The following is a 22,983-nucleotide window of genomic DNA, read 5'->3' on the forward strand; positions in this document are numbered from 1 at the left end:
AGGTAGTCGACGAGGATGGGCGGCTGGAGATCTCGACCAAGAAACGCAGTGGATTCGGGCCGGCCTAAAGGATGCCGGCGATAGGGTTGTCGGTTTCAGAGAAGGAGGTTTCCTTCTCCGCCAGGTACGCATTCCAGGCTTGGGCGTCCCAGATCTCCGCGCGGGTGCCGGCGCCGATAACGGCCAACTCCCTGCCGAGCCCTGCATACTCCCGGAGCGCGGGAGGTATTGTCACGCGCCCCTGCTTGTCAGGTACCTCGTCTGAGGCTCCAGAGAGAAAAACCCGGATGTAGTCACGAGCCTGCTTGTTGGAGATCGGAGCCTCCCGGATCTGCTCGTGTACTCTCGCGAATTCCTGCTCGCTGAAGACGTAGATGCAGCGCTCCTGCCCTCGCGTGAGAACAAGTCCGCCGGCAAGCTCCTCACGGAACTTGGCGGGAAGAATAATCCTGCCCTTTTCGTCAAGACGCGGCGAGTGTGTCCCAAGGAACACGTCCCACCGCCTGTCTGCCGTCAGAAGCCGAACAACCCCCGCGCTGCCACTACCCTCTTACGCGCTCCACTTTACTCCACTTCTCCCCACAGTCAACGCGGCGCGGGTATTTCTCTGCAGCTTGGACAAACATTGTTCCGCGGAATGGCGGGGATTTTGCCCGGGGGTGGAAAGTGGAGGGGATTGCGCTGCTGCGACCACGGCGGCCCAGGCGCGCGGCACCGGGAATTGCGGGGCTCCACGGCCAAAAGCGCGGCTTAAACCGGAATGACCCGCCGCAGCGGGTCATTCCTGGAGTATTGGCGCCCACCCGGGATGTCCCCGGTGGTGCGATGTGGAGGGTGGTACGGAGTGGAGGTGGTGGGAAGTGGAGCGCCGGCTCAGGACTCCCCGCGGCGCCTTTCGTCCCATCGTTCTTCGAGGCTGTTCATAAAGGAGCTCTTGCTCTTTGACTTGCGGCCATGGCCGCCAGCCTTTGCCTTGCCGGCCGCAGCGCTGCGCATCGTGGCAAAGTAAACTCCGGCACCCATGACGACGAACCCGAGGACCCCTACGAAAATGTTCTGCAGGGAGACCCCCACCAGGAGGAGCAGCACTCCGGCCAGTGTGGCCAGTACGCCAATCACGATGTGCCGGGTGGACCAGCTGCGGCCGGGATCCGAGCCCATGGAATTGGCGAACTTGGGATCGTCCTCATGCAGTTGCCTCTCGAGTTGCTCGAGCAGCTTCTGTTCGTGCTCCGAGAGCGGCATCACGACCTCCTTAAGTAGGCCAACGTCCAGACAGGTCGGAACCGGTTGTTCCTGCCTCGTCAACGACCGGCATGCCATCCAGGTTCCCAGCCTGCCAACCTCGGCAAATCCGGAAATTCAAGCATACTGACGCGGCGGGGCAGGTGATCCACACATGTCCAGACGTTCGAAATCTTTGTATCTATAAGGATAGTTTGTTGGGCGCTGTTCTGAAAGACGCTGTTCACGGGCGGCAACACCGTCTTGGCCTTGAACCGACACGGATCTGCGGCCATGAACACGTTTTCCGCGTAGGCGGATGTCGCCGGAATCACGTACGGCCGATACACGTCAAGGGTTGCCGCTCCCCGGCTCGAGCAAGCGGGCCGGAAGCACCGATTTGCTGCCGAATTTCTCCGCCACCTTGTCCAGTGCCTGCTCAGCGGCCCGCCAGTTGTCGTCACGCCTGTCCAGGCTCAGCTGAAGGGAAGTCTGGGCGGCCGGTTCCAGCTGCTCCGCACGGACACCCACCAACCGGACCGTCAGGGGCCGGCTGCCCAGGGACTCCAGCAGCTGGGTGGCCACGGCATAGATGAGCTGTGCGCTGTCCAGCGGCGTGTGGACCGTGCGGCTTCGGGTCACGGTGGAGAAATCGGCGTACCGCAGCTTGAGCGCCACCGTCCGGGCCACCAGCCCGGACGCGCGGAGCCGCTCGGCAGTGCGGTGGGACAGTCGCAGCAGCTCCCGGTGCAGCAGGGCATCGTCTGCCGTGTCAGCAGCGAAGGTTTCCTCCGCTCCGATGCTTTTCTCAACCCGCACCGGGGTGACCGTCCGGCTGTCGATGCCCCAGGAGAGGCGGTGGACATGCTCGCCGGTGGCGCCCAGCACCTTCTTGAGCGAGGACACAGGGGTCGCGGCGACATCCGCCACGGTGCGGATTCCCATGCGGGCCAGCACCTCCGCGGTCTTTCCTCCGACACCCCACAGGGCGTTGACCGGGAGGCTGTGCAGATAGGGCACGGTCTCCTCGGGCCGGATGAGCAGCAGGCCGTCCGGCTTGCACCGTGTGGAGGCAATCTTGGCCACGAACTTGCTGGCGGCGATCCCCACGGAAGCCGTGATGCCCAGTTCGCTGGCGACCCTCCGCCGGATCAGCTGCCCGACTTCCAGCGGCGGACCGAGCCTGCGAATCGCGCCCCCGACGTCCAGGAATGCCTCGTCAACACTGAGCGGTTCCACCAGCTCCGTGATGGACTCGAATATGGCCATCAGCTGGCCGGACACTTCGTAGTACACCTTGTGCCTGGGCTCGATGATGATGGCCTGCGGACACATTCGGTGGGCCACAGCCATGGGCATCGCGGATTTCACGCCGAACTTGCGGGCCTCATACGAAGCGGACAGCACCACGGAGCGCTCCGCCGGGAAGCCCACGATGACCGGCCGGCCGCGCAGGTCAGGGCGGGCGCGGAGTTCAACCGAGACGAAAAACGCGTCCATGTCCACGTGCATGATGCTCGCCCGCCGAAGGTCCCGCAGCCGCGCTTCCGCCTGCTCTCTGTCTTCGTCCGGCGCCACATCTGCAATCCTATGCCCTGCACCTGACTAAACTGGAGGCTGAATCCGGCATCAACACCCAGGAGGACCGCACCTGTGAAGGTCATTGGAACGCTCACGCCTGCCCGCATTGGGCTGCTCGCCGCTGGAGCGGTCGTGGTAGCGGCGGCGTCAGCGTGCACGGCACAGGCACCCGGTTCCGCAACGCCCGCGACGACGGCACCCGCCTCCGCCGCTGCTGCGGCAACAAGCACAGCGACTGCCACGGCGTCCGCGACTGCAACGGCCAGCCCCAGCGCAACGCCGGGCACGTCGGCCACGGTGGGAGCGCTCGTCGCCGGCTTCCCGTCAAAGCTTCTTCCCGTGATGCCAGGGGCAAAGGTTGTAGCCAGCAGCTTCGACAAGTCCATAACTCCGGCCACCGCCGCACTGGTAGGCTCAACCACCGCCAAGCCGGCCGCCGTCGTCGCCTATTACACCAAGGCCCTGGAGGCACAGGGCTTCAAGGCCGTTCCCGGCAACGCGGTGGGCAGCGTGGCGTCCAAGGACTTCGTGCGGGCGGGAAACGAGACGGTCAACATCGCAGTCCCCGCAACCGGCGGAGTTTCCACTTTCACCATCGGCGCCAACGTGACGCCCGAGTCGGTCAAGTGATGGTGGCAGAGCAGCTTCGCGTGGAGCAGGCGGACTTCGTGGCCGCCGTGGCGGGCAAGCTCACCGACTTCCTGACCACCCGGCAATCGATCATGACGGCAATCTCGCCCGACATCGATCCCATCATGGGGTCCATCTCCAACCTGGTCACCGGTGGAAAGCGGCTGCGCGCCCTCATGTGCTACTGGGGATGGCGCGGAGCGGGCGGCCCTGCCGCCGCAGAGGACATCATCACGGCCGGCGCCGCGCTTGAGCTGTTCCAGGCCGCCGCGCTGATCCACGACGACATCATCGACCGGTCGGACACGCGCCGCGGCGGACCCAGCGTGCACCGCCGGTTCAGCCAGCTCCACGAGTCCCAGGGCTGGGCCCTCGACAGCGAACGCTTCGGCCACGCGGCTGCGATTCTGGCCGGCGACCTCTGTCTGTCCTTCAGTGAGGAAGCCTTCACCGACATCGGCGAAACGGCGGCCTCGGGAAGCAGGGCACGGCTGATCTTCAACCTGATGCGCTCGGAGGTCATGGCCGGCCAGTACCTGGACATCCTCGAAGAGGTGGCCGGGCCGCTGCGGGACCGCGCCGGTGCGGTCAGCCGCGCGCAATCGATCATCCGCTTCAAGTCGGCAAAGTACTCGACGGAGCATCCGCTGGCGCTGGGCGGGGCGCTCGGCGGGGCCTCCGACGAATTGCTCCGGGGCTACTCAGCCTTTGCACTCCCCCTGGGCGAGGCCTTCCAGCTTCGCGACGACGTCCTGGGCGTTTTCGGGGACCCGGTCACCACAGGCAAGCCCGCGGGAGACGATCTCCGGGAAGGCAAGCGGACCGTACTCGTAGCCTTCGCCCTGGACATGGCCACTCCCGAGGAGTCCGCTTTCATCGACTCGAAGCTTGGCAGCCCCGAGCTGAGCGAGGACGACGTGGCCGAGATCCGCCGGATCATCGCGGACTGCGGAGCCCTGCAGGCCACGGAGGTGCTAATCGAGGAGTTTGGTGATGCGGCGTACGCGGCACTCGAGCTGCTGCCGCTGGAAGACCTCCCGAAGACCGCGCTCCGCCGGCTGGCTGAAGCGACAGTGAGCCGGGCCGCCTAACCGGCAGGCCCGGCCCGTTGTCAGGCTGGGTTAGCTACCAGCCAGCGTTTTTAGTTACCAGGCCAGCAGCTGCGCCCGGCGGCGGATTTCGGTCTTGCGGCCCTCTCGGAGCGCATCGATGGGCCGCCCGCGCAATGACTCGTCAGGGGTGAAGAGCCAGACGATGAGCTCCTCGTCCGAGAAGCCCGCGTCTGCCAGCACCACAATCGTGCCCTTGAGGCTGTCCACGACGTGGCCGTCCTGGAGGAAGTCCGCGGGCACCGAACGGATCCTGCGTTCGCCGATCCGCAGGGCTGCCAGCGCGCGCTCGTCAAGGAGCCCGTGGACTTTGGTAATGGACACATCCAGCAACTGGGCGACGTCGGGCAGGGGCAGCCAGTCGCCTACAAGGGTTTCTACAGTACTCACGGGTCAAGGTTGCCACGGCGGGCGCCCGCAAGCCTAGTCGAAACAGCGCACGCGTGCGCCCTCGCCGATTTTGCGCGCGACACTCCCAGCCGCGCAGATTTTCCGGGCCAAATCCAATTCTTGTGCTAACCGGGAAATCATGAGAGATTCACATAGATAACATTCGCAACACGATTAACATCAGTAACATTGGTATCACGAGCAACTGGCATGACCGACAGCATTCGCCGCTGAGAAGAGGATCTTTCCCATGACGACGACCCGCTCCACCAAGCAGTCACCCCGGCCGGGCCTGCCCCTGTTCGCGGCCACGACGGCCACGCTCCCCGCCGTCATGCTTTCCTCCCTTGCGGTCGCCCAGCCTGCCGAGGCCGACACCCGGCCCAAAGCCGTACCCGCGACCCTCGCCGCCGCCATCGAGGCCCAGGCAGCAGCAGTCAAGGCGGGCATCATCCCCGCCGCGTCGGTGCCGGCCGCGATCCCGTCCGGCCTGCAGCCCACCCGCGTCACCCCGACGGCCCACACTGTGGCCCGCGGCGACACGGTCAGCGGAATCGCCGGCCGGTACGGGCTCAGCACCACGGCCGTGCTGAAGCTCAACAACCTGAAGGTGAACTCCGTGATCTACCCCGGGCAGCGGATCAAGCTGAAGGCTGCCGCTGCTCCGGCAGCCCGGACGGCTGCGGCGCCGGCCACCACGGCTGCACGGACGTACACCGTCAAGTCCGGCGACACGCTGGGCGGCATCGCCGGGCGTCATGGCGTCAGGCTCTCCCAGGTGCTCAGCTGGAACGGGCTCAAGGTGACATCGATCATCTACCCCGGCCAGAAGATCCGGCTTGGTGCCGGCACCGCAGTTGCAGCGGCCCCGGCCAAGGCGGCAGCACCCGCAGCCACCCGCTCAGCCTCCTACGTCATCAAGTCCGGCGACACCCTGTCCGGAATCGCAGCCAGGCACGGCGTCAGGCTCGCGGACATCCTGTCGGCGAACCGGCTGAAGGTCACCAGCACCATCTACCCTGGCCAGAAGCTCGTCATTCCCGGGAAGGCCGGCGCCGTCCAGCCGGCATCCAGCGTCACGCCGCTCGTGCCCAGTTCCTTCCTCGGCTACACCTACCCGGCAGCCGTGGTCAGTTCGGCCAACAAGAACAAGGCCCTGCTCAACGCCTCGCCGGTTCCCTCGCTCGCCCAGATGCAGTCCATCGTGGCCGACACGGCACGGCGGATGGGCGTCGATCCGGCGCTGGCGCAGGCCTTCGCCTACCAGGAATCCGGGTTCAACCAGCGTGCCGTGTCACCGGCCAACGCCATCGGCACCATGCAGGTCATACCTTCCTCCGGCGAATGGGCCTCCGACCTCGTGGGCCGGAAGCTGAACCTGCTTGACCCGTACGATAACGCCACGGCGGGAGTGGCGATCATCCGCCAGCTGGTCCGGACCAGCAAGAACCTGGACTACGCCATCGCCGGCTACTACCAGGGCCAGTACTCGGTCAACAAGCACGGCATGTACACCGACACCAAGCACTACGTCGCAGCCATCAAGGCACACCGCAAGACCTTCAGCTGAGCACCCTCAACTTGACCTCGAGGCCGGGATTCCCGGGACCTCGGGAGCATAACGATACGGGTCCGGATCGCATGTTGATTCGGACCCGTTTCCGTGCAGCACTTAGTATCGAAGAGTGCAGGAAAACGCTTTAGGCAGTCTCGTCGGGTCGCTGGTGGATAACCGCTACCAGGTGAAGTCCAGGTTGGCGCGGGGCGGGATGTCCACCGTTTACGTGGCTACGGACCAGCGGCTGGACCGTGATGTTGCCCTGAAGGTCCTGCATCCCCATCTGGTCAACGACGGCAATTTCCTCGACCGTCTGGCCCGCGAAGCACGGGCGGCCGCAAAGCTTTCACACCCGCATGTAGTGGGCGTCCTCGACCAGGGGAACGACGGCGACACTGCCTACCTCGTGATGGAGTACATCAAGGGTCACACCCTCCGTGACGTCATCAACAGCAAGGGCGCCCTGTCCCCCCGGCTGGCCCTCGCACTCATCGATCCCGTGGTGGAGGGCCTGGGGGCTGCCCATGCCGCCGGCCTGATCCATCGGGACGTCAAGCCGGAGAACGTCCTGATCGCCGACGACGGCAGGATCAAGATCGGCGACTTCGGCCTCGCCCGCGCTGTGACCACGTCAACCAGCACAGGCGCCCTGATCGGCACCGTCGCATACCTCTCTCCGGAACTGGTCCTCGGCAGGCCGGCCGACGCACGAAGCGACATCTACTCCACAGGCATCATGCTGTTCGAGATGCTCACCGGACGCCAGCCGTTCGACGGCGAGGTCCCCATCCAGGTGGCCTACCAGCACGTGAACTCCGCTGTGGGTGCTCCCTCTGCCCTGGTTCCGGGCCTCGCGGGGGAAGTGGACGAACTCGTGCAGTGGTGCACCGCCAGCGACCCCGAGCAGCGGCCGGTGGACGGCAACGCCCTGCTGGCGGAACTCCGCCATATCCGGACCAACCTCACCGACTCCGAACTGGATCTGCAGCCCCCGGCAGCAGTTCAGGCGGCCGCGGCGGCCGGCACAGCTCCCGACTCCGGTCCGCGCGCCACGACTGCGCCTCCGGCTCCCGCCCGGATGCCGTCCCGGCTGCCGGCAAGCCCGACTGGGCAGGGAGTCCAGGCAAACCACACGGAGCTGTTGGCGCCGAACCATGGCGACAAAGCCGGCCCGGCCCGCCCGACGGAAGTCATTTCGCGCACCAGCAACCCGACCACCGTGTTTTCCGCCCCCGCCGCATCGAACCCCAAGCCGGTCCTCCCGCCCTACGGGTTCGACGACGACGACAGGGAGGCTGCCTCGATCCCCCTGAGCAAGCGGGAACAGCGGAAGCTGGACCGCCACGAACAAAAGGAACGGTCGCGCGCCGCGGCCACTCCCGTCCGCACGCTCCGTGAGGGGAATCCCCGGCGAAGGGGCGCGCTCTGGATTGTGGTCCTGGTGATACTGGCCCTGCTGGCCACCGGCGCGGGGTGGTTCTTCGGCATGGGACCGGGCTCCCCCGGTACCGTACCGGCCGTGGCGAACAGGACCGTGGCCGAGGCCCAGCAACTGCTCCGGGACGCGGGTTTCCAGTCCAGCACCCAGGATGTGTTCGACGACGACGTCAAGGCAGGGCTCGTCGTGGGATCGGAGCCCGACGCCGGCACGGAAATCCGCAAATTCCAGCAGGTCTCGCTGTTCGTGTCCAAGGGGCCGCAGCTGTTCCCCCTGCCGCAGCTGACAGGCAAGACGCTCGATGCGTCGAAGGAAGCACTCAACGGCGCCGAGATGGCGCTGGGCAAGGTCACCGGAAAGTTCGACGAGGAAGTGCCGGCCGGCACGGTGCTGGGCCAGGCACCGGCCGCTGGAACCGCCGTGCGGCATGGGACACCGGTGAGCCTCACGGTCTCGAAGGGCCCACAGCCCATTCCGGTGCCGGACGTGCGCGGACAGGACCAGGACGCGGCCTTCCGTGCAATCGAAGCCGCCGGACTGAAAGCCGTGTTCGCGGACGAAACCGTGCACGACAAGGACGTTCCGAAGGGCGCCGTGGTCAGCCAGGAGCCTGCGTCAGGAACCCTGACCAGGGGCCAGACCGTCACGCTGACGATTTCCGAGGGGCCCAAGCTCGTGAAGGTGCCCAGCTACATCGGCAAGCAGGTCCGCGAGGCCCGCGAAGCCCTCGAGAAGCGCGGCTTCGAGGTCCGCGTCAACGAGATCCTTGGGGGCTTCTTCGGCACGGTGCGGGACCAGGATCCCGTGGACACCGAGGTGCCCGAAGGGTCCGTCATCACCCTCACCGTGGTGTAGCCGGGACGACAAACAAGAAAAGACCGGCGCGGGGAATTCCCGGCGCCGGTCTTTTCTGTGCAGTTAGGAAAGCATGCGCAGCTAGGAAAGCAGCAACGCCGCTTACCGGCGGGTCAGCGCACCCGCCACGAGGAACGCCATCTCCAGCGACTGCATGTGGTTCAGGCGGGGGTCGCAGACCGACTCGTAGCGGTCAAGGAACGCTTCCTGGTCGATGGGGTCGGCGCCGCCGAGGCACTCGGCCACGTCGTCGCCCGTCATCTCGACGTGCAGGCCGCCCGGAACCGTGCCCAAGGCATGGTGCACTTCGAAGAACCCGCGCACCTCGTCAATGACGTCGTCGAAATTCCGCGTCTTGTAGCCGTTGGGTGAGGTGACGGTGTTGCCGTGCATCGGGTCGGTGACCCACAGGACCTGGGCCCCGGAGGCGGTGACCTTCTCCACGAGCGCGGGGAGCTTTTCGCGGATGTTGCCTGCACCCATGCGGGTGATGAAGGTGAGCCGGCCTGGCTCGCGGTTGGGGTCCAGCTTGTCAATGAGGCGCAGGGCGTCGTCGCCGGACGTCGACGGGCCCAGCTTGACGCCGATCGGGTTGCGGACCCGGGACAGGTAGTCCACGTGGGCGTGGTCCAGCTCGCGGGTACGCTCTCCGATCCACAGGAAGTGGCCGGAGGTGCCGTAGGGCAGGCCGGTGCGGGAGTCGATGCGGGTCAGGGCACGCTCGTAGTCGAGCAGCAGGGCCTCGTGGCTGGCGAAGAATTCAACCCGCTTGAGGGCTTCGAAGTCGGCGCCGCAGGATGCCATGAACTTGATGGCGCGGTCGATGTCGCGCGCGAGGGACTCGTAGCGGGCGTGGGCCGGGTTCTCGGTGAAGCCCTTGTTCCAGGTGTGGACCAGGCGGAGGTCCGCGAAACCGCCTTGGGTGAACGCCCGGATGAGGTTCAGCGTGGAAGCGGAGGTATGGTAGGCGCGCAGCATGCGGCTGGCGTCGTGTGCCCGCGACTCCGGCGTGAAGTCGTAGCCGTTCACGATGTCGCCGCGGTATGCCGGCAGCGTCACGCCGTCACGGGTCTCGTCGTTCGAGGAGCGCGGCTTGGCGAACTGGCCGGCCATGCGCCCCATCTTGATGACGGGCATCGCCGCACCGTAGGTCAGGACCACCGCCATCTGCAGGATCGTCTTCACGCGGGCGCTGATCTTGTCCGCCGTGGCACCCTCAAAGGTTTCGGCGCAGTCACCGCCCTGGAGCAGGAAGGCCTTGCCTTGGGCTGCGGCGGCGAGACGCTCGCGCAGGATGTCCACCTCGCCTGCGAAAACAAGCGGCGGGAGCGCCGACAGCTCCTTGACGGATGCGTTGAAGACCTCGGAGTCCTGCCAGCTCGGCTGCTGGGAAATGGGAAGGTCCCGCCAGTTGTCGAGTCCCGGATAATTGGCAGCACCGCTCTGCGAAGTGCTGGTCATGGAAGAGGCAGGTTTTGCAGATAGCTCAGTCACACTACTAAGAGTAGATGGCCGGACGGGCTTCGGGACACCCGGACTGTCATCAGCCCGGCAGCGCCGTCACAGATACAGCGCCGTGACAGATACAGCGCCCTCACAGATGCCGGGCCAGCACATGCACCTATGCTGAGCGGGAAGTGCCGGCGTCCCCCTGCTCTTCCCCTGACTTCCCCGCAAGCCTGAGCTTGACCACCGAGGCGTACTCGTCAACGTATTCCTGCCCGGAGAGCCGCATCAGCTCGTACATGACCTCGTCCGTGACGGACCGCTGGATCAGCCGGTCATCGGCCAGCCCCGCATACCGGCTGAAGTCAAGCGGCTTGCCAAATATCATTCCGATGCGGCGGATGTTCGGCAGCCGCTTGCCGATGGGCTGGACCTTGTCCGTGCCGATCATCGCCACCGGGATGACCGGGACGCCGGCCTGGAGCGCCAGCCGCGCCACCCCCACCTTCCCGCGGTACAGCCGCGAGTCGGGGCTGCGCGTGCCCTCGGGGTAGATGCCCAGGAGCCCGCCGTGCGTCAGCACGTCCATGCCCGCGTCGAGTGAGGCCGCCGAGGCCGCACCGCCGGAACGGTCCATGGGGAGCTGGTTGGTCAGCCGGAAGAACATGGCGGTCAGCCGGCCCTTGAGCCCGGTGCCCGTAAAGTACTCGGACTTGGCCAGGAAAATGACGGGCCGCGGCACCATCAGCGGCATGAAGATCGAGTCCGAAAATGAGAGGTGGTTGGAGGCAATGATGGCCGCACCCTCGGACGGAATGTTGTCCAGCCCTTTGACCCACGGCCGGAAAAGAGTGCGGACCACCGGCCCCAGGAAGATCCGCTTCATGACCCAATAGAACACGTGTCTTACCTCTCCGGAAGGCTACCGCGGGGGCGTTCACAGGGCCCGGCGGCGCTGCAATGCAACCCTACTCTAGTGAGAATTGTCGGGAACAGTGACACGATGGTTTCATGACAGAAAGCAGCGACCGCCCAAGGCCCGCCGCTTTCAGCTACGCGGGGCACGGAGCCAATGCGCGGATCGGAATCGCGATCTCGCACGGCTTCACCGGCAGCCCCCTCAGCATCCTCCCCTGGGCCGAATATCTGGCCGCGCAAGGCTTCGCCGTCACTGTTCCGCTGCTCCCCGGCCACGGGACCAGCTGGCAGGACCTTGCCAGGACCGGATGGCGGGAGTGGCACGGCGCCTTCGAACGGGCCTATCTGGACCTGGCCGCGAAGACCGACGAATGCTACGTGGCCGGCCTCTCGATGGGCGGTGCCATCGCCCTGCTCACCGCATCCCGCCACACCGTGGCGGGCGTCGCCGTCGTCAATCCCGGCCTGAGCTTCTATGACCGGCGGGTCCGGATCATTGGCCTGCTGAAGTACATCCAAAGGACCACCGTCCCCATACCGGAGGACAGTCCGACGGCGGCCGCCACCGACGACGGCGATTACTCCCTGACGCCGCTGGCGGCGGTTCACCAGTTGAAGCGGCTGTTCGCTGCCGCCGCCCGCGGACTGCCGCGGATCACCGCCCCGGTGCTGGTCTTCAAGTCGGACAATGACGCGGTGGTGCCCCCGAGCTCGCTCAGCCTGATCCGGAGGCGGCTCACCTCGGCAGCCCTCGACGTGGTGCCGCTTCGGAACAGCGGCCATGTGGCTACGCTGGACACGGACGCCCAGGAAATTTTCGAGTCCTCGGCGCGGTTTTTCCAGCTGCGTTCCCGAAGCCACATACCGTCGGAGAAGTCATGACCACAGTTCCCGATCACAGCCCGTTCAGCAGCGCCTTTTCGGGCGAGGGGCCGTCCATCGGCGTCGCCCTGTCCCATGGGTTCACCGGAAGTCCGCACAGCCTGCGTTCGTGGGCCCAGTCCTTTGCGGATGCCGGCTTTGCCGTCAGGATGCCACTGCTGCCGGGCCACGGAACCACCTGGCAGGAGCTTTCCCGCAGCCGCTGGATGCAGTGGCACGAGGCGATGGATGCCGCCTACCTGGAGCTCGAGTCCGAGTGCGACCTCGTCTTCGCCGCCGGCCTCTCCATGGGCGGAGCCCTGGCACTGCGCCTCGCCGCGACCAGGCCCGTGGCCGGAGCCATCGTCGTCAACCCCGGGCTCGTCATCGATGACCGCCGGGCCCCGCTGGCAGGCATCCTCAAGCTGGTCCTCAAGAGCACGCCGGCCATCGCCAACGACATCCGCAAGCAGGGCGTCGACGAGGGCGCATATTCGCGGACTCCTGTGGCAGCGGCCCACGAACTCAATAAGATGTTCAAGGACACGGTCCGGCTGCTGCCACGCATCACGGCACCGGTGCGCGTGTTCCGCTCCACCGTAGACCATGTGGTGTCTGATTCCAGCATCATGGCCCTGCAGCGCGGGCTCACCCACGCCCCGCTGCAGCTCACGCGGCTCGACAACAGTTACCACGTGGCCACCCTGGACCACGACGCCGACCAGATCTTCAGCGGCTCAGTGGACTTCATCCGCTCCGTAGTGGCGGATATCCGCCAGGGGTCCGCCGACTCCGCGACAGCCAGCCAGAAGGGCGCCACCGATGAATAGGCCCGATTCGAATTCATCCGATCCGAGTGCCAACCAGGACGACGCCGTCTGGCTCGATCTGGTTGCCAGGCTCACGGGCGACACCGCTGCTCCGGATGCACACGGCGTGCCCGGCGACGGCGAATCCACCGCACCGGAGTCTCCGCGGCATCACGGTGGCCCCCGGCACAGCGCTGCTGCCAGCGACGGCACCGGCGAAGAGACAGGCGGCGGCGCCGGCTCCGCACCGGCGGAACAGTCCGGCTCAGGATCCAGCCCGGAAAGCGCTGCAAAGCACTTCACCGACTTCGATCCCCTGGGCCTGGCGCCCCGGGCGCCACGCGAACTGTCCGCCGCCGAGCGGCACCAGGCTGCCGAGCAGGCCAAAGCCGCCGAGCGCGAGAAGGCCGCCCGGCCAGGGGAGGGTGACATTCCGGCCGGCGCCGGGGATCCGCGCGACTACAGCGTCGAGGACGACGACGGCGAGTTCGTCCCCGAGGAGCCGCCCAAGCTTTCGGCGACGGACCCGCTGACGATGCTGGCGTGGCTGGGCGCCGTGGGTGCTCCGGTTGCCCTGGTACTGTCGTCCATGTTCTGGCGCTCCGCGCCGCTGCTGGCAATCCTGGGCATGGTGGCCGTCTTCATCGCGGCTGTGGTGTATCTGATCATGAAGCTGCCGCAGGAGAAGGACGAGAACGACGACGGCGCCCGGGTCTGACCCTTCTGGCAGTGCCGCCCGGGCCTGACGCTTCGCTCAGCGGTGCGTGCGGCTGCCGGCTTGGGACAGGTCGGCAGCGCCGATCAGGCCGGCGTTGGGCCCCAGGGCCGCAAGGTCGATTTCCGCGGCGGGACGGAATCCGCGGCCGGTGAGGTTGCGGGCGAAGGCCTTGCGCGCGGGGGCCACCAGCAGTTCGCCGGCCGCGCAAAGCCCGCCTCCGATCACGAACTTCCCGGGATCGAGGGCGGCGGCAAGGTTCGCCAGCCCCAGTCCGAGCCAGTTCCCAACGTCCTCAAGGAGTTCCCGGGAGGCGGCGTCGCCGGCGATGGCCAGTTCGGTCACCGTGGCTCCGGTGATGCGCTCGGCGCTTCCGTCCACGGCCTTGAGAAGTTCCTGGGCCACCGGCGAGTTCGCCAGGGCAAGTTCCCGGGCCTCCCGGCCAAGGGCGTTGCCGGAAGCGTACTGTTCCCAGCAGCCGCGGTTGCCGCATTCGCACCGGTGGCCGCCCGGCATGATGATCTGGTGGCCGAACTCCCCAGCCACGCCGAACCTGCCGCGCTCAACGTGCCCGTCCATCACCATGGCTCCGCCGATGCCGGTGCCGAGCGTGATGCAGACCAGCCGGTCCTGCCCCTGCCCGGCACCAAAGCGCCACTCGGCCCAGGCCGCGGCGTCGGCGTCGTTAACGAGCATGACCGGGCGGCGCAGCAGGTGCTGCAGGTTCTCGCGGAGCGGTTCGTTCCGCCAGGCGAGGTGCGGGCTGAACAGCACCGTACCGCCGTCGAGGTCCATCCAGCCGGCGGCGCCAATGCCAACCGATCTGATCCGGGCACCGATGCTCAGTTCCTCGACCAGTTCGACGATGACGCGCTCCACGGCACGCGGATCGCTGCCCGGCGTGGAGCGCCGGGCCTCCCGCAGGATGTGGCCCTCCGCGTCCACCACGCCCGCGGCAACTTTGGTGCCACCAATGTCGATGCCGATGGCAAGGCCCCGGCGGCCCAGCCGCAGCTGCTGCCGGAACAAACGGTGGCCGGCCTGCTGTCCCTCGTATCCCGTTACCGGGCGCCCCGATACTGACTGCCGTGACATTGAACGCCGTGACATGGAATCCCGCAACGCCGTGCGCCGGGCCGCCCATCCCCTGGCCAGGCCGCTCCGGTTCGAGTCAAGGGTTGGGGCTGGCTGCTCGTTGGGCGGGGTGGGCTGCATAGTCCCTCATTCTAGGTGTCACCGCAGAGCGTCTTCTCAGGTGCGACACACAATCGACACATGGGGCACACTGGCGGCGTGGGCCCCGCCCGCGTAAAGTTACCCACGGGTAACCTAGATCTGCCGGCCCCGGGCGGGTGAGGCACTAAGGTTAGGAATACCCGCTGCGGCCAACGGATATCAAAGGAGCTAACGTGCGCGAATTCAGCGTTCCGCCCTTGGCGAACGTACCACTGGACAGCAACATCACGGACCTCGTACTGCGTCAGGCGGCGAAGGCGTCCAACCCTGCCCTGTTTTCGCGCCTCGATCCTGCCGGCCAATGGCGGGACATCCGCGCCAAGGAGTTCCTGGCCGACGTATCCGTCCTCGCCAAGGGGCTCATTGCCAGCGGCGTCGGTGCAGGCGACCGCGTGGGCATCATGTCCCGGACCCGCTACGAGTGGGCGCTCATCGACTTCGCCATCTGGTTCGCAGGTGGCGTTTCCGTTCCCATCTACGAAACGTCGTCGCCCTCCCAGGTCGCCTGGAACCTTGGCGACTCCGGTGCTGTCGCCGCATTCGGTGAATCGGACCACCACGAAAACATCATCCGGCAGGCCGCAGCCACCGAGGGCCTCGAGGCACTGACCCACGTGTGGCAGCTCGAGGGGGACGGGCTCGACACCGTGCGTGCAGCCGGCGCCGCCGTCAGCGATGAGGAGCTCGACGCCCGGCGGCGCTCCGCGGGGCTCCGCGACCTCGCCACCATCATCTACACCTCGGGCACCACCGGCCGGCCCAAGGGCTGCGAACTCACGCATGGAAACTTCGTGGAGCTGTCCGAGAACGCGCTGGCCACCTCGCTGAGCGGTGTTGTCAACCAGCAGTCCCGGACCATCATGTTCCTGCCGCTGGCGCATGTCTTCGCCCGCTTCATCTCGGTCCTGGCAGTGGCCGCCGGCGTCACGGTGGCGCACACCCCCGACATCAAGCACCTCCTGCCCGATCTGCAGAGCTACAAGCCGACGTTCATCCTGGCCGTTCCCCGCGTATTCGAAAAGGTCTACAACTCGGCCCTCACCAAGGCCGAGGACGGCGGCAAGGGCGCCATCTTCCACAAGGCCGCCGAGACCGCGATCGCCTACTCGCGGGCACGCCAGGCGGGCGGGGCCGGCCTGGGCCTGAAGCTCAGGCACGCCATCTTCGACAAGCTCGTCTACGGCAAGCTCCGCGCCGCGATGGGCGGCGAGGTGGCCCACGCGGTGTCCGGCGGCGGCCCGCTGGGTGAGCGGCTGGGCCACTTCTTCCAAGGCATCGGCCTGCAGATCCTGGAAGGCTACGGCCTCACCGAAACCACCGCACCCGTCAGCGTCAACACGCCGGAGCGGATCAAGATCGGCACGGTCGGCGCCCCGATTCCCGGCAACAGCGTCCGGATTGCCGACGACGGCGAGATCCTCGTCAAGGGCGCCTGCGTCATGCGGGGGTACTACCAGCGCCCCGACCTGACCGGGGAGTCGTTCGCTGACGGCTGGTTCCGCACCGGTGACATCGGCCAGCTCGACGACGACGGCTACCTGCTGATTACCGGCCGGAAGAAAGAAATCATCGTCACCGCCGGCGGCAAGAATGTGGTTCCCGCGCTGCTCGAGGACCAGATCCGGGCTGATGCGCTCGTGTCGCAGGTACTCGTCGTGGGTGACAACCGCCCGTTCATCGGCGCCCTCGTGACGCTCGACGAGGAAGCCCTTCCGGGCTGGCTGCAGCGCCACGGCCTGCCCGCGGACACGTCCCTGAACGACGCCGCCGGCCACGCCGAGGTCAAGGCCGCCGTGCAGGAGCTCATCAACCAGGCCAACCAGTCGGTGTCACAGGCGGAGGCCATCAAGTCCTTCCGGATCGTGCCGAGCGACTTCACCGAAGCCTCCGGCCACCTGACCCCGTCAATGAAGGTCAAGCGCGCCCAGGTCATGAAGGACTTCGAGGGCGTGATCGACGAAATGTACACGTCGCCGAAGCCCACCCGCGCCTAGCCGGGGCTGGATCCGCCTAGTCCTGCTGCAGTTCGTCCACCACCAGCGCGGCCAGCTCCACGGCAGCGGCGCGGGTTGCCGGCTTCAGCTGGCCGAGGCGGATCCGCGAGCCTTCGGCCAGGTGCCGGTCGTGCGGAATCCGCACCACATTCTTGACCCGGGACAGGAAGTGCTGCTCGATTTCGTCGATGTTGACCAGGGTGCGGTCGCCGGCGGCCATGTTGATGACCACTGTTGCCTTGGCCACGAGGTCCTGGCGGCCGTGGGCTTCAAGCCAAGACAGTGTTTCGGACGCGAGGCGGGCCTCGTCCACGCTGCCGCCCGAGACCAGGACCACGGCGTCCGCCTTTTCCAGCGTGCCCTTCATGACCGAGTGCACCATGCCGGTGCCTGAGTCTGTGAGCACGATCGAGTAGTACCGGCCCAGGATGTCTGTGACGGCGCGGTAGTCGGCGTCGTCGAACGCGTGTGCCACCATGGGGTCCGTGTCCGAGGCGAGCACATCGAGGCGGGAACCGTCCCGCGCCGTGTAGTTGGACAGCTGCGCGAACGAGTCCACCGTGAACCTGTCCTTCACCAGCTGGCGGGCCGTGAAATCAGCCCTGCCCGGCGAACGGTCCGAGAGGGTGCCCCGGTCCGGATTCGCATCCATTGCGATGACCCGGTCCTCGCGGAGCTCCGCCAGCACCATGCCGAGCAGAGTGGTGACGGTGGTCTTGCCCACTCCGCCCTTGCGCGAGAGCACCGGCACGTACCGGGTCCGCTCCCCCAGCCGCATCGCGATGCGGTGCTCCATGGCCCGCTGGATGCGGACCTGGTCCGAATCGCCCACGTTCACGTAGCCCAGGGTTGCCTGGTACAGCCACCGGCGCCAGCCCGAAACAGGAGCGGCTGCGGTCCTGGTGAGGAGACGGTCTGCGGTAAGCGCGGAAGCGGGCTCCGGCCCCTCGGGTTTTTCCCGGCGGCCGGGAAGGTCCGTGGCTTCCTCGGCAGGCGGCTCTCCACCCGGCGTTGGTCCGGCGGCGGCTGAGGCGTCGACTGCGCCTGCCGAATCTGCGCCTGCCGGTTCGGCACCCACTCCCTCGGTCTCCACGGCTGCCACGCCTGCCCCACCTGCCTCACCTGCCTCATCTGCCTCAGGAAGGCTGACGGTGCCGGGTCCTGCGGTCACCACGGGCATGGCGGCTGTTGCCGGCCCATGCTGAACCGCACCGCTGACTGCCGAGAGCGAGCCGGCGGAGGTGCGGTCCTGGGCGTCGGAAACAGTCACCAGGCTAATATCCCCCGTCGGCGCCGCGCCGGCGGCGTCTGACGGTGACAGATCGGGGGCGTCTGACGGTGACAGATGGGCGACGCTGTCCGAGGAGATGGAGGGGCTCCGGTCGGGGCGCGGGCCGGGCTTGGGCGTATTGGTCTGCGTCATGGCTTCCGCTCTGTCTTGTGCTGGCCGCCGGTCGGGTTCCGGCTGCCGGTGTGGTTCGGAAATGGCTGTGGGGGCGGCTTGGCGCCGTCCCCACAACCTTTTTCTGTTTTCCACCCTACCTGCAGGCCGGCCACCGGCCACCCTGCGGGAAGTTCAGCGGTAATCTACCGCCGCTTATTCAACAACGATCAGCAGGTCACCGCCCTGGACCTGTTCCACAGCGGAAATGGCCAGCCGCGTCACCTTGCCGCCCACCGGCGTCGTGATGGATGCCTCCATCTTCATCGCCTCGATGGTGGCGATGGTGTCGCCAGCGTTGACGGTGTCGCCGGCCTTGACGGTGACCGTCACGGCGCCCGCGAAGGGAGCCGCGACGTGGCCCGGCACGGACGGGTCGGCCTTCTCGGCAGTCTTGACGTTGCTGACCACGGACTTGTCGCGAACCGAGACCGGGCGGGACTGCCCGTTCAGGGTGCACATGACCGTGCGCATGCCCTTCTCGTCCGGCTCGGACACAGCTTCGAGGGACGCGATGAGGCGCACACCCTTTTCGAGCTGGATCACGTGCTCCTCGCCGCGCTGCAGCCCGTAGAGGTAGTCGCGGGTGTCCAGGACCGAAACGTTGCCGTACGTCTCCCGGCTCTTGAGGTAGTCCTTGGTGGGACCGGCAAAGAGCAGCCGGTTCAGCGTCTGCTGGCGGGTCTTGGAGTCACCGCGGAGAGCCTCGCTGTCCTCGGCGCTCAGTTCGGCGTCGCGCACCTTCACGCTGCGGCCCTGAAGGGCCTTGGTGCGGAACGGTTCCGGCCAGCCTCCGGGAGGATCGCCCAGCTCGCCGGACAGGAACCCGATGACGGAGTCCGGGATGTCGTAGTTTTGCGGGTTCTCGTTGAAGTCGGCCGGGTCCGCGTTCAGGCCCACCAGGTGCAGGGCGAGGTCACCCACCACCTTCGACGACGGGGTCACCTTGACCAGGTGGCCCAGGATCCGGTCGGCAGCCGTGTACATGTCCTCGATCGCCTCGAAGCGCTCGCCCAGGCCAAGCGCGATGGCCTGCTGGCGAAGGTTGGACAGCTGCCCACCCGGGATTTCGTGCTGGTACACGCGCCCGGTGGGGCCGGGCAGGCCCGACTCGAAGGGAGCATAGACCCTGCGCACGGCCTCCCAGTACGGCTCGAGGGAGCTGACGGCGGCCAGGCTGAGCCCCGTGTCACGTTCCGTGTGGGCCAGGGCGGCAACCAGGGCCGACGCCGACGGCTGGCTCGTGGTGCCGGCCAGGGATGCCGAGGCGACATCCACGGCGTCCACGCCCGCGTCAACTGCCGAGAGCAGCGTGGCGAGCTGTCCGCCGGCGGTGTCGTGGGTGTGCAGGTGGACCGGAAGGTCGAAGCGTTCCCGCAGCGCCGAGACGAGTTTCGCGGCGGCTGCCGGACGCAGCAGGCCTGCCATGTCCTTGATGGCGAGGATGTGGGCGCCGGCTTCGACGATCTTGTCCGCCAGGCCCAGGTAGTAGTCCAGCGTGTAGAGCTTCTCGTTCGGGTCCAGCATGTCGCCCGTGTAGCACAGCGCCACCTCGGCGACGGCGGTTCCGGTGGCCCGGACAGCGCGGATGGCAGGGGCCATCTGGCTGACGTCGTTCAGTGCATCGAAGATGCGGAAGATATCGATGCCCGTGGCCGCTGCCTCGTTGACGAAGGCCTCGGTCACTTCCTCGGGGTACGGGGTGTAGCCCACGGTGTTCCGGCCGCGGAGCAGCATCTGCAGGCAGACGTTCGGCAGTGCCTTGCGCAGCGCGGCGAGCCGGTCCCAGGGGTCCTCGCCGAGGAACCGCAGGGCCACGTCGTAGGTGGCGCCGCCCCAGGCCTCAACGGAGAGCAGTTCCGGCAGGAGGGTGGACACCGCGGGTGCGGCGGCCAGCAGGTCCCTGGTGCGGACGCGGGTGGCCAGCAGGGACTGGTGCGCGTCGCGGAACGTGGTGTCGGTGACGGCGACGGCCTTCTGCTCGCGCAGGGCCTTGGCGAAGCCCTCCGGGCCGAGTTCCAGCAGCCGCTGGCGGGAGCCGGGGCGTGCCTCGACGCCGGCGACGGCCGGGAGCTTGTCCGCGGGGTCGGTGCGGACCGGAAGTTCGCCGTTCGGCTTGTTCACGGTGACCTCGGCGAGCCACGTCAGCAGCTTGGTGCCGCGGTCGGCGGAGACGCGTGCCTTGAGCAGTTCGGGCCGCTCGTCGATGAAGGACGTGGCAACGTTGCCGGCGATGAAGTCGGCGTCGTCAAGGACGGCCTGCAGGAAGGAGATGTTGGTGGAGACGCCGCGGATGCGGAACTCCGCCAGCGCCCGGCGTGCCCGGGCAACGGCGGCAGGGTAGTCCCGGCCCCGGCAGGTGAGCTTCACCAGCATGGAGTCGAAGTGCGGGCTGATCTCGGCGCCCGAGTAGACGGTGCCGCCGTCGAGCCTAACACCGGCACCGCCGGCGGAGCGGTAACCGGTGATCTTTCCGACGTCGGGCCGGAAGCCGTTGGCCGGGTCTTCGGTGGTGATGCGGCTCTGCAGGGCGGCGCCCTTGAGGAAGACGGTCTCCTGGGACAGGCCCAGGTCGGCCAGGGTCTCGCCGGCGGCGATGCGCATCTGCGCCTGGACGAGGTCGACGTCGGTGACCTCTTCCGTGACGGTGTGCTCGACCTGGATGCGGGGGTTCATTTCGATGAAGACGTGCTGGCCGGCGCGTTCGCCCACGGTGTCCACGAGGAACTCGACCGTTCCGGCGTTGACGTAGTTCAGGGCCTTGGCGAACTTCACGGCGTCCCGGTACAGGGCCTGGCGGATGCCTTCGTCCAGGTTGGGGGCCGGGGCAATTTCAATGACCTTCTGGTGGCGGCGCTGGATGGAACAGTCACGCTCGAAGAGGTGCATGACGTTACCCTCGGCGTCGGCAAGGATCTGGACCTCGATGTGGCGCGGGCGGAGCACGGCCTGCTCGAGGAACATGGTGGGGTCGCCGAACGCTGCGTCGGCTTCGCGCATGGCGGACTGCAGCGCCTCGGGCAGGGCCTCGCGGGTGTCGACGCGGCGCATGCCGCGCCCGCCGCCGCCTGCCACTGCCTTGGCGAAGATGGGGAAGCCGATCTCATCCGCAGCAGCGAGAAGCTCGTCAAGGTCCTTCGACGGCGCGCTGGACTTCAGCACGGGCACGCCAGCCTTGCGGGCGGCCTCCAGTGCGGCCACCTTGTTTCCGGCGAGCTCCAGGACCTCCGCGGGCGGACCCACGAAGGTGATGCCCGCGGCCTTGGCTGCATTTGCCAGGTCCGGGTTCTCGGAGAGGAAGCCGTAGCCGGGGTAGATGGCGTCCGCACCGGACTCCTTCGCAACCCGCACCACCTCGTCAACGTCCAGGTAGGCGCGGACGGGGTGTCCCTCTTCGCCAATCAGATACGCCTCATCGGCCTTCTGGCGGTGGATCGAGTTACGGTCCTCGTTGGGGAACACAGCGACTGTCTTGGCGCCGAGTTCGTAGCCTGCACGGAAAGCACGGATTGCGATTTCTCCGCGGTTGGCCACCAGAATCTTGGAAAACATACTTCTCCTGCATCATTGCGGGTGGATCGGTGAGTGGTCACAGTGTGTAAGACGGGCCGGACGAAACACAAATCATTGTGTCTACCATCACAGAATTATCCGTCATGTCCGGACCATATTCACCGCCGGCCCGTAATTGGTACCGCTCTTGCCGCCACGATTTTGCTGCCACTGCGCTGCGGCTTTCACCGCTGCCGGACAACGACGCCGGACAGGCCGGCCGGGGAGGCATGCCCGGATCCCGATAAGAAGGGATTCCGGCCAAGGTCAACATATGATGAATGGGGCGGCGGAAGCCTGCCCCTGTTCCTGCAGCACCATCCGGGAGCACCGGAACGGAACGTACCCCAACACGGCAACCGGCGTTAGGTATTGGTTTAACAAGTGCAAGTAGTCAGCATCAGCAGCCTCAAGGGCGGTGTCGGCAAGACATCCGTTACAACCGGACTGGCGTCTGCGGCACTGGCCGCAGGCATCCCAACCCTCGTAGTTGACCTCGATCCCCATGCCGACGCCACCACCGCCCTCGGGGTGCAGCCCAGCGACAGGCTGGACATCGGCAGGATGCTGAAGAATCCACGCAAAGCCAGGATTGCCGAGAACGTGGTGCCCAGCGGCTGGATCAGCCGGGTAGCCGTCAACGGTTCCGGCCCGGCAGTGCTTGACGTCGCCGTCGGGTCCGCTTACACCGGCATCTACGACCGGCCCGACCTTGGCAAGCGCGATCTGCGCAGGCTCGCCGCGGTGCTCGCCGGCGCCACTGCGTACGAACTCATCCTGGTGGACTGCCCGCCGTCCCTGAACGGCCTCACCCGTATGGCCTGGTCCGCGAGCAACAAGGTGGCCCTGGTGGCTGAGCCCGGGCTCTTCTCCGTGGCCGGCACGGAACGCACCATGCGGGCCATCCAACTGTTCAGGCAGGAATTCGCGCCGAACCTCTCCCCCGCCGGCATTGTGGCCAACCGGGTGCGCTCCGGTTCATCCGAGCACGCTTTCCGGCTAGCCGAAATGCAGGCGATGTTTGGCGACCTCCTGCTGGCCCCGCACATACCGGAGCAGGCCAACTGGCAGCAGATCCAGGGCGCGGCGCATTCAGTCCACCATTGGCCCGGCGACTCCGCCAAGGCCGCGGCGGGGCTCTACGACACGCTGCTGGGGAATCTGATGGCCACCAACAAGACCAGCCGCAGCCGGGTCGCCCGCTAACAGCTTTGGCGGGTCCCGCT

18 protein-coding genes are annotated in these 22,983 nt (G+C 67.0%); 9 read left to right on the forward strand and 9 right to left on the reverse strand.

What is annotated here, in order from left to right:
* Nucleotides 1–64: 64 nt before the first annotated feature.
* The 3 genes from mraZ to dinB all read right to left on the reverse strand — a co-directional run bounded on the left by mraZ (nucleotide 65) and on the right by dinB (nucleotide 2,736).
* Nucleotides 65–493, reverse strand: a complete 429-nt coding sequence (mraZ, locus tag ACFVTE_RS12730; RefSeq protein ID WP_076798037.1) for a division/cell wall cluster transcriptional repressor MraZ — start codon at nucleotides 491–493, stop codon at nucleotides 65–67.
* A 380-nt stretch (nucleotides 494–873) separates the two neighbouring features.
* Nucleotides 874–1,245 (reverse strand): DUF3040 domain-containing protein, encoded by a 372-nt coding sequence (locus tag ACFVTE_RS12735; protein WP_387100875.1) that lies wholly within the window; start codon nucleotides 1,243–1,245, stop codon nucleotides 874–876.
* 330 nt (nucleotides 1,246–1,575) lie between these two features.
* Nucleotides 1,576–2,736 (reverse strand): DNA polymerase IV, encoded by a 1,161-nt coding sequence (gene dinB, locus ACFVTE_RS12740; protein WP_387100981.1) that lies wholly within the window; start codon nucleotides 2,734–2,736, stop codon nucleotides 1,576–1,578.
* A 141-nt stretch (nucleotides 2,737–2,877) separates the two neighbouring features.
* On the opposite strand from dinB, the gene ACFVTE_RS12745 reads away from it, so the two are divergent.
* Nucleotides 2,878–3,435 carry a hypothetical protein gene (locus tag ACFVTE_RS12745; RefSeq protein WP_387100877.1) on the forward strand — a complete coding sequence of 186 codons (558 nt, stop codon included), beginning with the start codon at nucleotides 2,878–2,880 and terminating at the stop codon, nucleotides 3,433–3,435.
* The gene (locus ACFVTE_RS12750; RefSeq protein ID WP_387100879.1) at nucleotides 3,432–4,526 is read left to right on the forward strand and encodes a polyprenyl synthetase family protein; all 1,095 of its coding nucleotides are present in this window, start codon (nucleotides 3,432–3,434) and stop codon (nucleotides 4,524–4,526) included. Before ACFVTE_RS12745 ends, ACFVTE_RS12750 begins: the two co-directional genes overlap by 4 nt.
* A gap of 54 nt (nucleotides 4,527–4,580) precedes the next feature.
* On the opposite strand, the gene ACFVTE_RS12755 is transcribed toward ACFVTE_RS12750, so the two are convergent.
* Entirely contained in the window at nucleotides 4,581–4,934 is a 354-nt protein-coding gene (locus ACFVTE_RS12755; RefSeq protein ID WP_387100881.1) for an Rv2175c family DNA-binding protein, read from the reverse strand.
* Between the two features lie 250 nt (nucleotides 4,935–5,184).
* On the opposite strand from ACFVTE_RS12755, the gene ACFVTE_RS12760 reads away from it, so the two are divergent.
* Nucleotides 5,185–6,504 (forward strand): LysM peptidoglycan-binding domain-containing protein, encoded by a 1,320-nt coding sequence (locus ACFVTE_RS12760; protein WP_387100883.1) that lies wholly within the window; start codon nucleotides 5,185–5,187, stop codon nucleotides 6,502–6,504.
* Nucleotides 6,505–6,619: 115 nt separating this feature from the next.
* Nucleotides 6,620–8,785 (forward strand): PASTA domain-containing protein, encoded by a 2,166-nt coding sequence (locus ACFVTE_RS12765; RefSeq protein ID WP_387100884.1) that lies wholly within the window; start codon nucleotides 6,620–6,622, stop codon nucleotides 8,783–8,785.
* Between the two features lie 102 nt (nucleotides 8,786–8,887).
* Here the strand turns inward: ACFVTE_RS12765 and ACFVTE_RS12770 are convergent, their stop codons facing one another.
* Both ACFVTE_RS12770 and ACFVTE_RS12775 read right to left on the reverse strand, forming a co-directional pair.
* Nucleotides 8,888–10,279: a class II 3-deoxy-7-phosphoheptulonate synthase gene (locus tag ACFVTE_RS12770; protein ID WP_387100886.1), complete on the reverse strand. Its 1,392-nt coding sequence runs from the start codon at nucleotides 10,277–10,279 to the stop codon at nucleotides 8,888–8,890.
* 127 nt (nucleotides 10,280–10,406) lie between these two features.
* A complete protein-coding gene (locus ACFVTE_RS12775) occupies nucleotides 10,407–11,132 on the reverse strand; it encodes a lysophospholipid acyltransferase family protein (RefSeq protein ID WP_387100888.1) in 726 nt (241 codons plus the stop codon).
* A gap of 110 nt (nucleotides 11,133–11,242) precedes the next feature.
* Between ACFVTE_RS12775 and ACFVTE_RS12780 the strand changes: the two genes are divergently transcribed.
* Genes ACFVTE_RS12780 through ACFVTE_RS12790 form a run of 3 tightly spaced genes read left to right on the forward strand, consistent with a single transcriptional unit; the run spans nucleotide 11,243 to nucleotide 13,537 of the window.
* Entirely contained in the window at nucleotides 11,243–12,031 is a 789-nt protein-coding gene (locus ACFVTE_RS12780) for an alpha/beta hydrolase (RefSeq protein ID WP_387100890.1), read from the forward strand.
* On the forward strand, nucleotides 12,028–12,840 hold the full coding sequence (locus ACFVTE_RS12785) for an alpha/beta hydrolase (protein WP_387100892.1): 813 nt from the start codon (nucleotides 12,028–12,030) through the stop codon (nucleotides 12,838–12,840). The genes ACFVTE_RS12780 and ACFVTE_RS12785 overlap by 4 nt, the downstream gene beginning before the upstream one ends.
* Nucleotides 12,833–13,537 carry a hypothetical protein gene (locus tag ACFVTE_RS12790; protein WP_387100894.1) on the forward strand — a complete coding sequence of 235 codons (705 nt, stop codon included), beginning with the start codon at nucleotides 12,833–12,835 and terminating at the stop codon, nucleotides 13,535–13,537. The genes ACFVTE_RS12785 and ACFVTE_RS12790 overlap by 8 nt, the downstream gene beginning before the upstream one ends.
* A 36-nt stretch (nucleotides 13,538–13,573) precedes the next feature.
* Here ACFVTE_RS12790 and ACFVTE_RS12795 read toward each other — a convergent pair whose 3' ends face one another.
* On the reverse strand, nucleotides 13,574–14,629 hold the full coding sequence (locus tag ACFVTE_RS12795) for an ROK family glucokinase (RefSeq protein WP_387100895.1): 1,056 nt from the start codon (nucleotides 14,627–14,629) through the stop codon (nucleotides 13,574–13,576).
* 314 nt (nucleotides 14,630–14,943) lie between these two features.
* On the opposite strand from ACFVTE_RS12795, the gene ACFVTE_RS12800 reads away from it, so the two are divergent.
* Nucleotides 14,944–16,764, forward strand: a complete 1,821-nt coding sequence (locus ACFVTE_RS12800) for an AMP-dependent synthetase/ligase (RefSeq protein WP_387100897.1) — start codon at nucleotides 14,944–14,946, stop codon at nucleotides 16,762–16,764.
* Nucleotides 16,765–16,780: 16 nt separating this feature from the next.
* On the opposite strand, the gene ACFVTE_RS12805 is transcribed toward ACFVTE_RS12800, so the two are convergent.
* Nucleotides 16,781–18,187, reverse strand: coding sequence for a hypothetical protein (locus ACFVTE_RS12805; protein ID WP_387100898.1), 1,407 nt, complete (start codon nucleotides 18,185–18,187; stop codon nucleotides 16,781–16,783).
* Nucleotides 18,188–18,361: 174 nt separating this feature from the next.
* On the reverse strand, nucleotides 18,362–21,757 hold the full coding sequence (locus ACFVTE_RS12810; protein WP_387100900.1) for a pyruvate carboxylase: 3,396 nt from the start codon (nucleotides 21,755–21,757) through the stop codon (nucleotides 18,362–18,364).
* 384 nt (nucleotides 21,758–22,141) lie between these two features.
* Here ACFVTE_RS12810 and ACFVTE_RS12815 point away from each other — a divergent pair, with 384 nt between their 5' ends.
* Nucleotides 22,142–22,963, forward strand: coding sequence for a ParA family protein (locus ACFVTE_RS12815; protein WP_387100902.1), 822 nt, complete (start codon nucleotides 22,142–22,144; stop codon nucleotides 22,961–22,963).
* Nucleotides 22,964–22,983 lie beyond the last annotated feature (20 nt).

Source organism: Arthrobacter sp. NPDC058097 (assembly GCF_042884885.1).
In the GTDB taxonomy this organism is placed as follows: domain Bacteria; phylum Actinomycetota; class Actinomycetes; order Actinomycetales; family Micrococcaceae; genus Arthrobacter.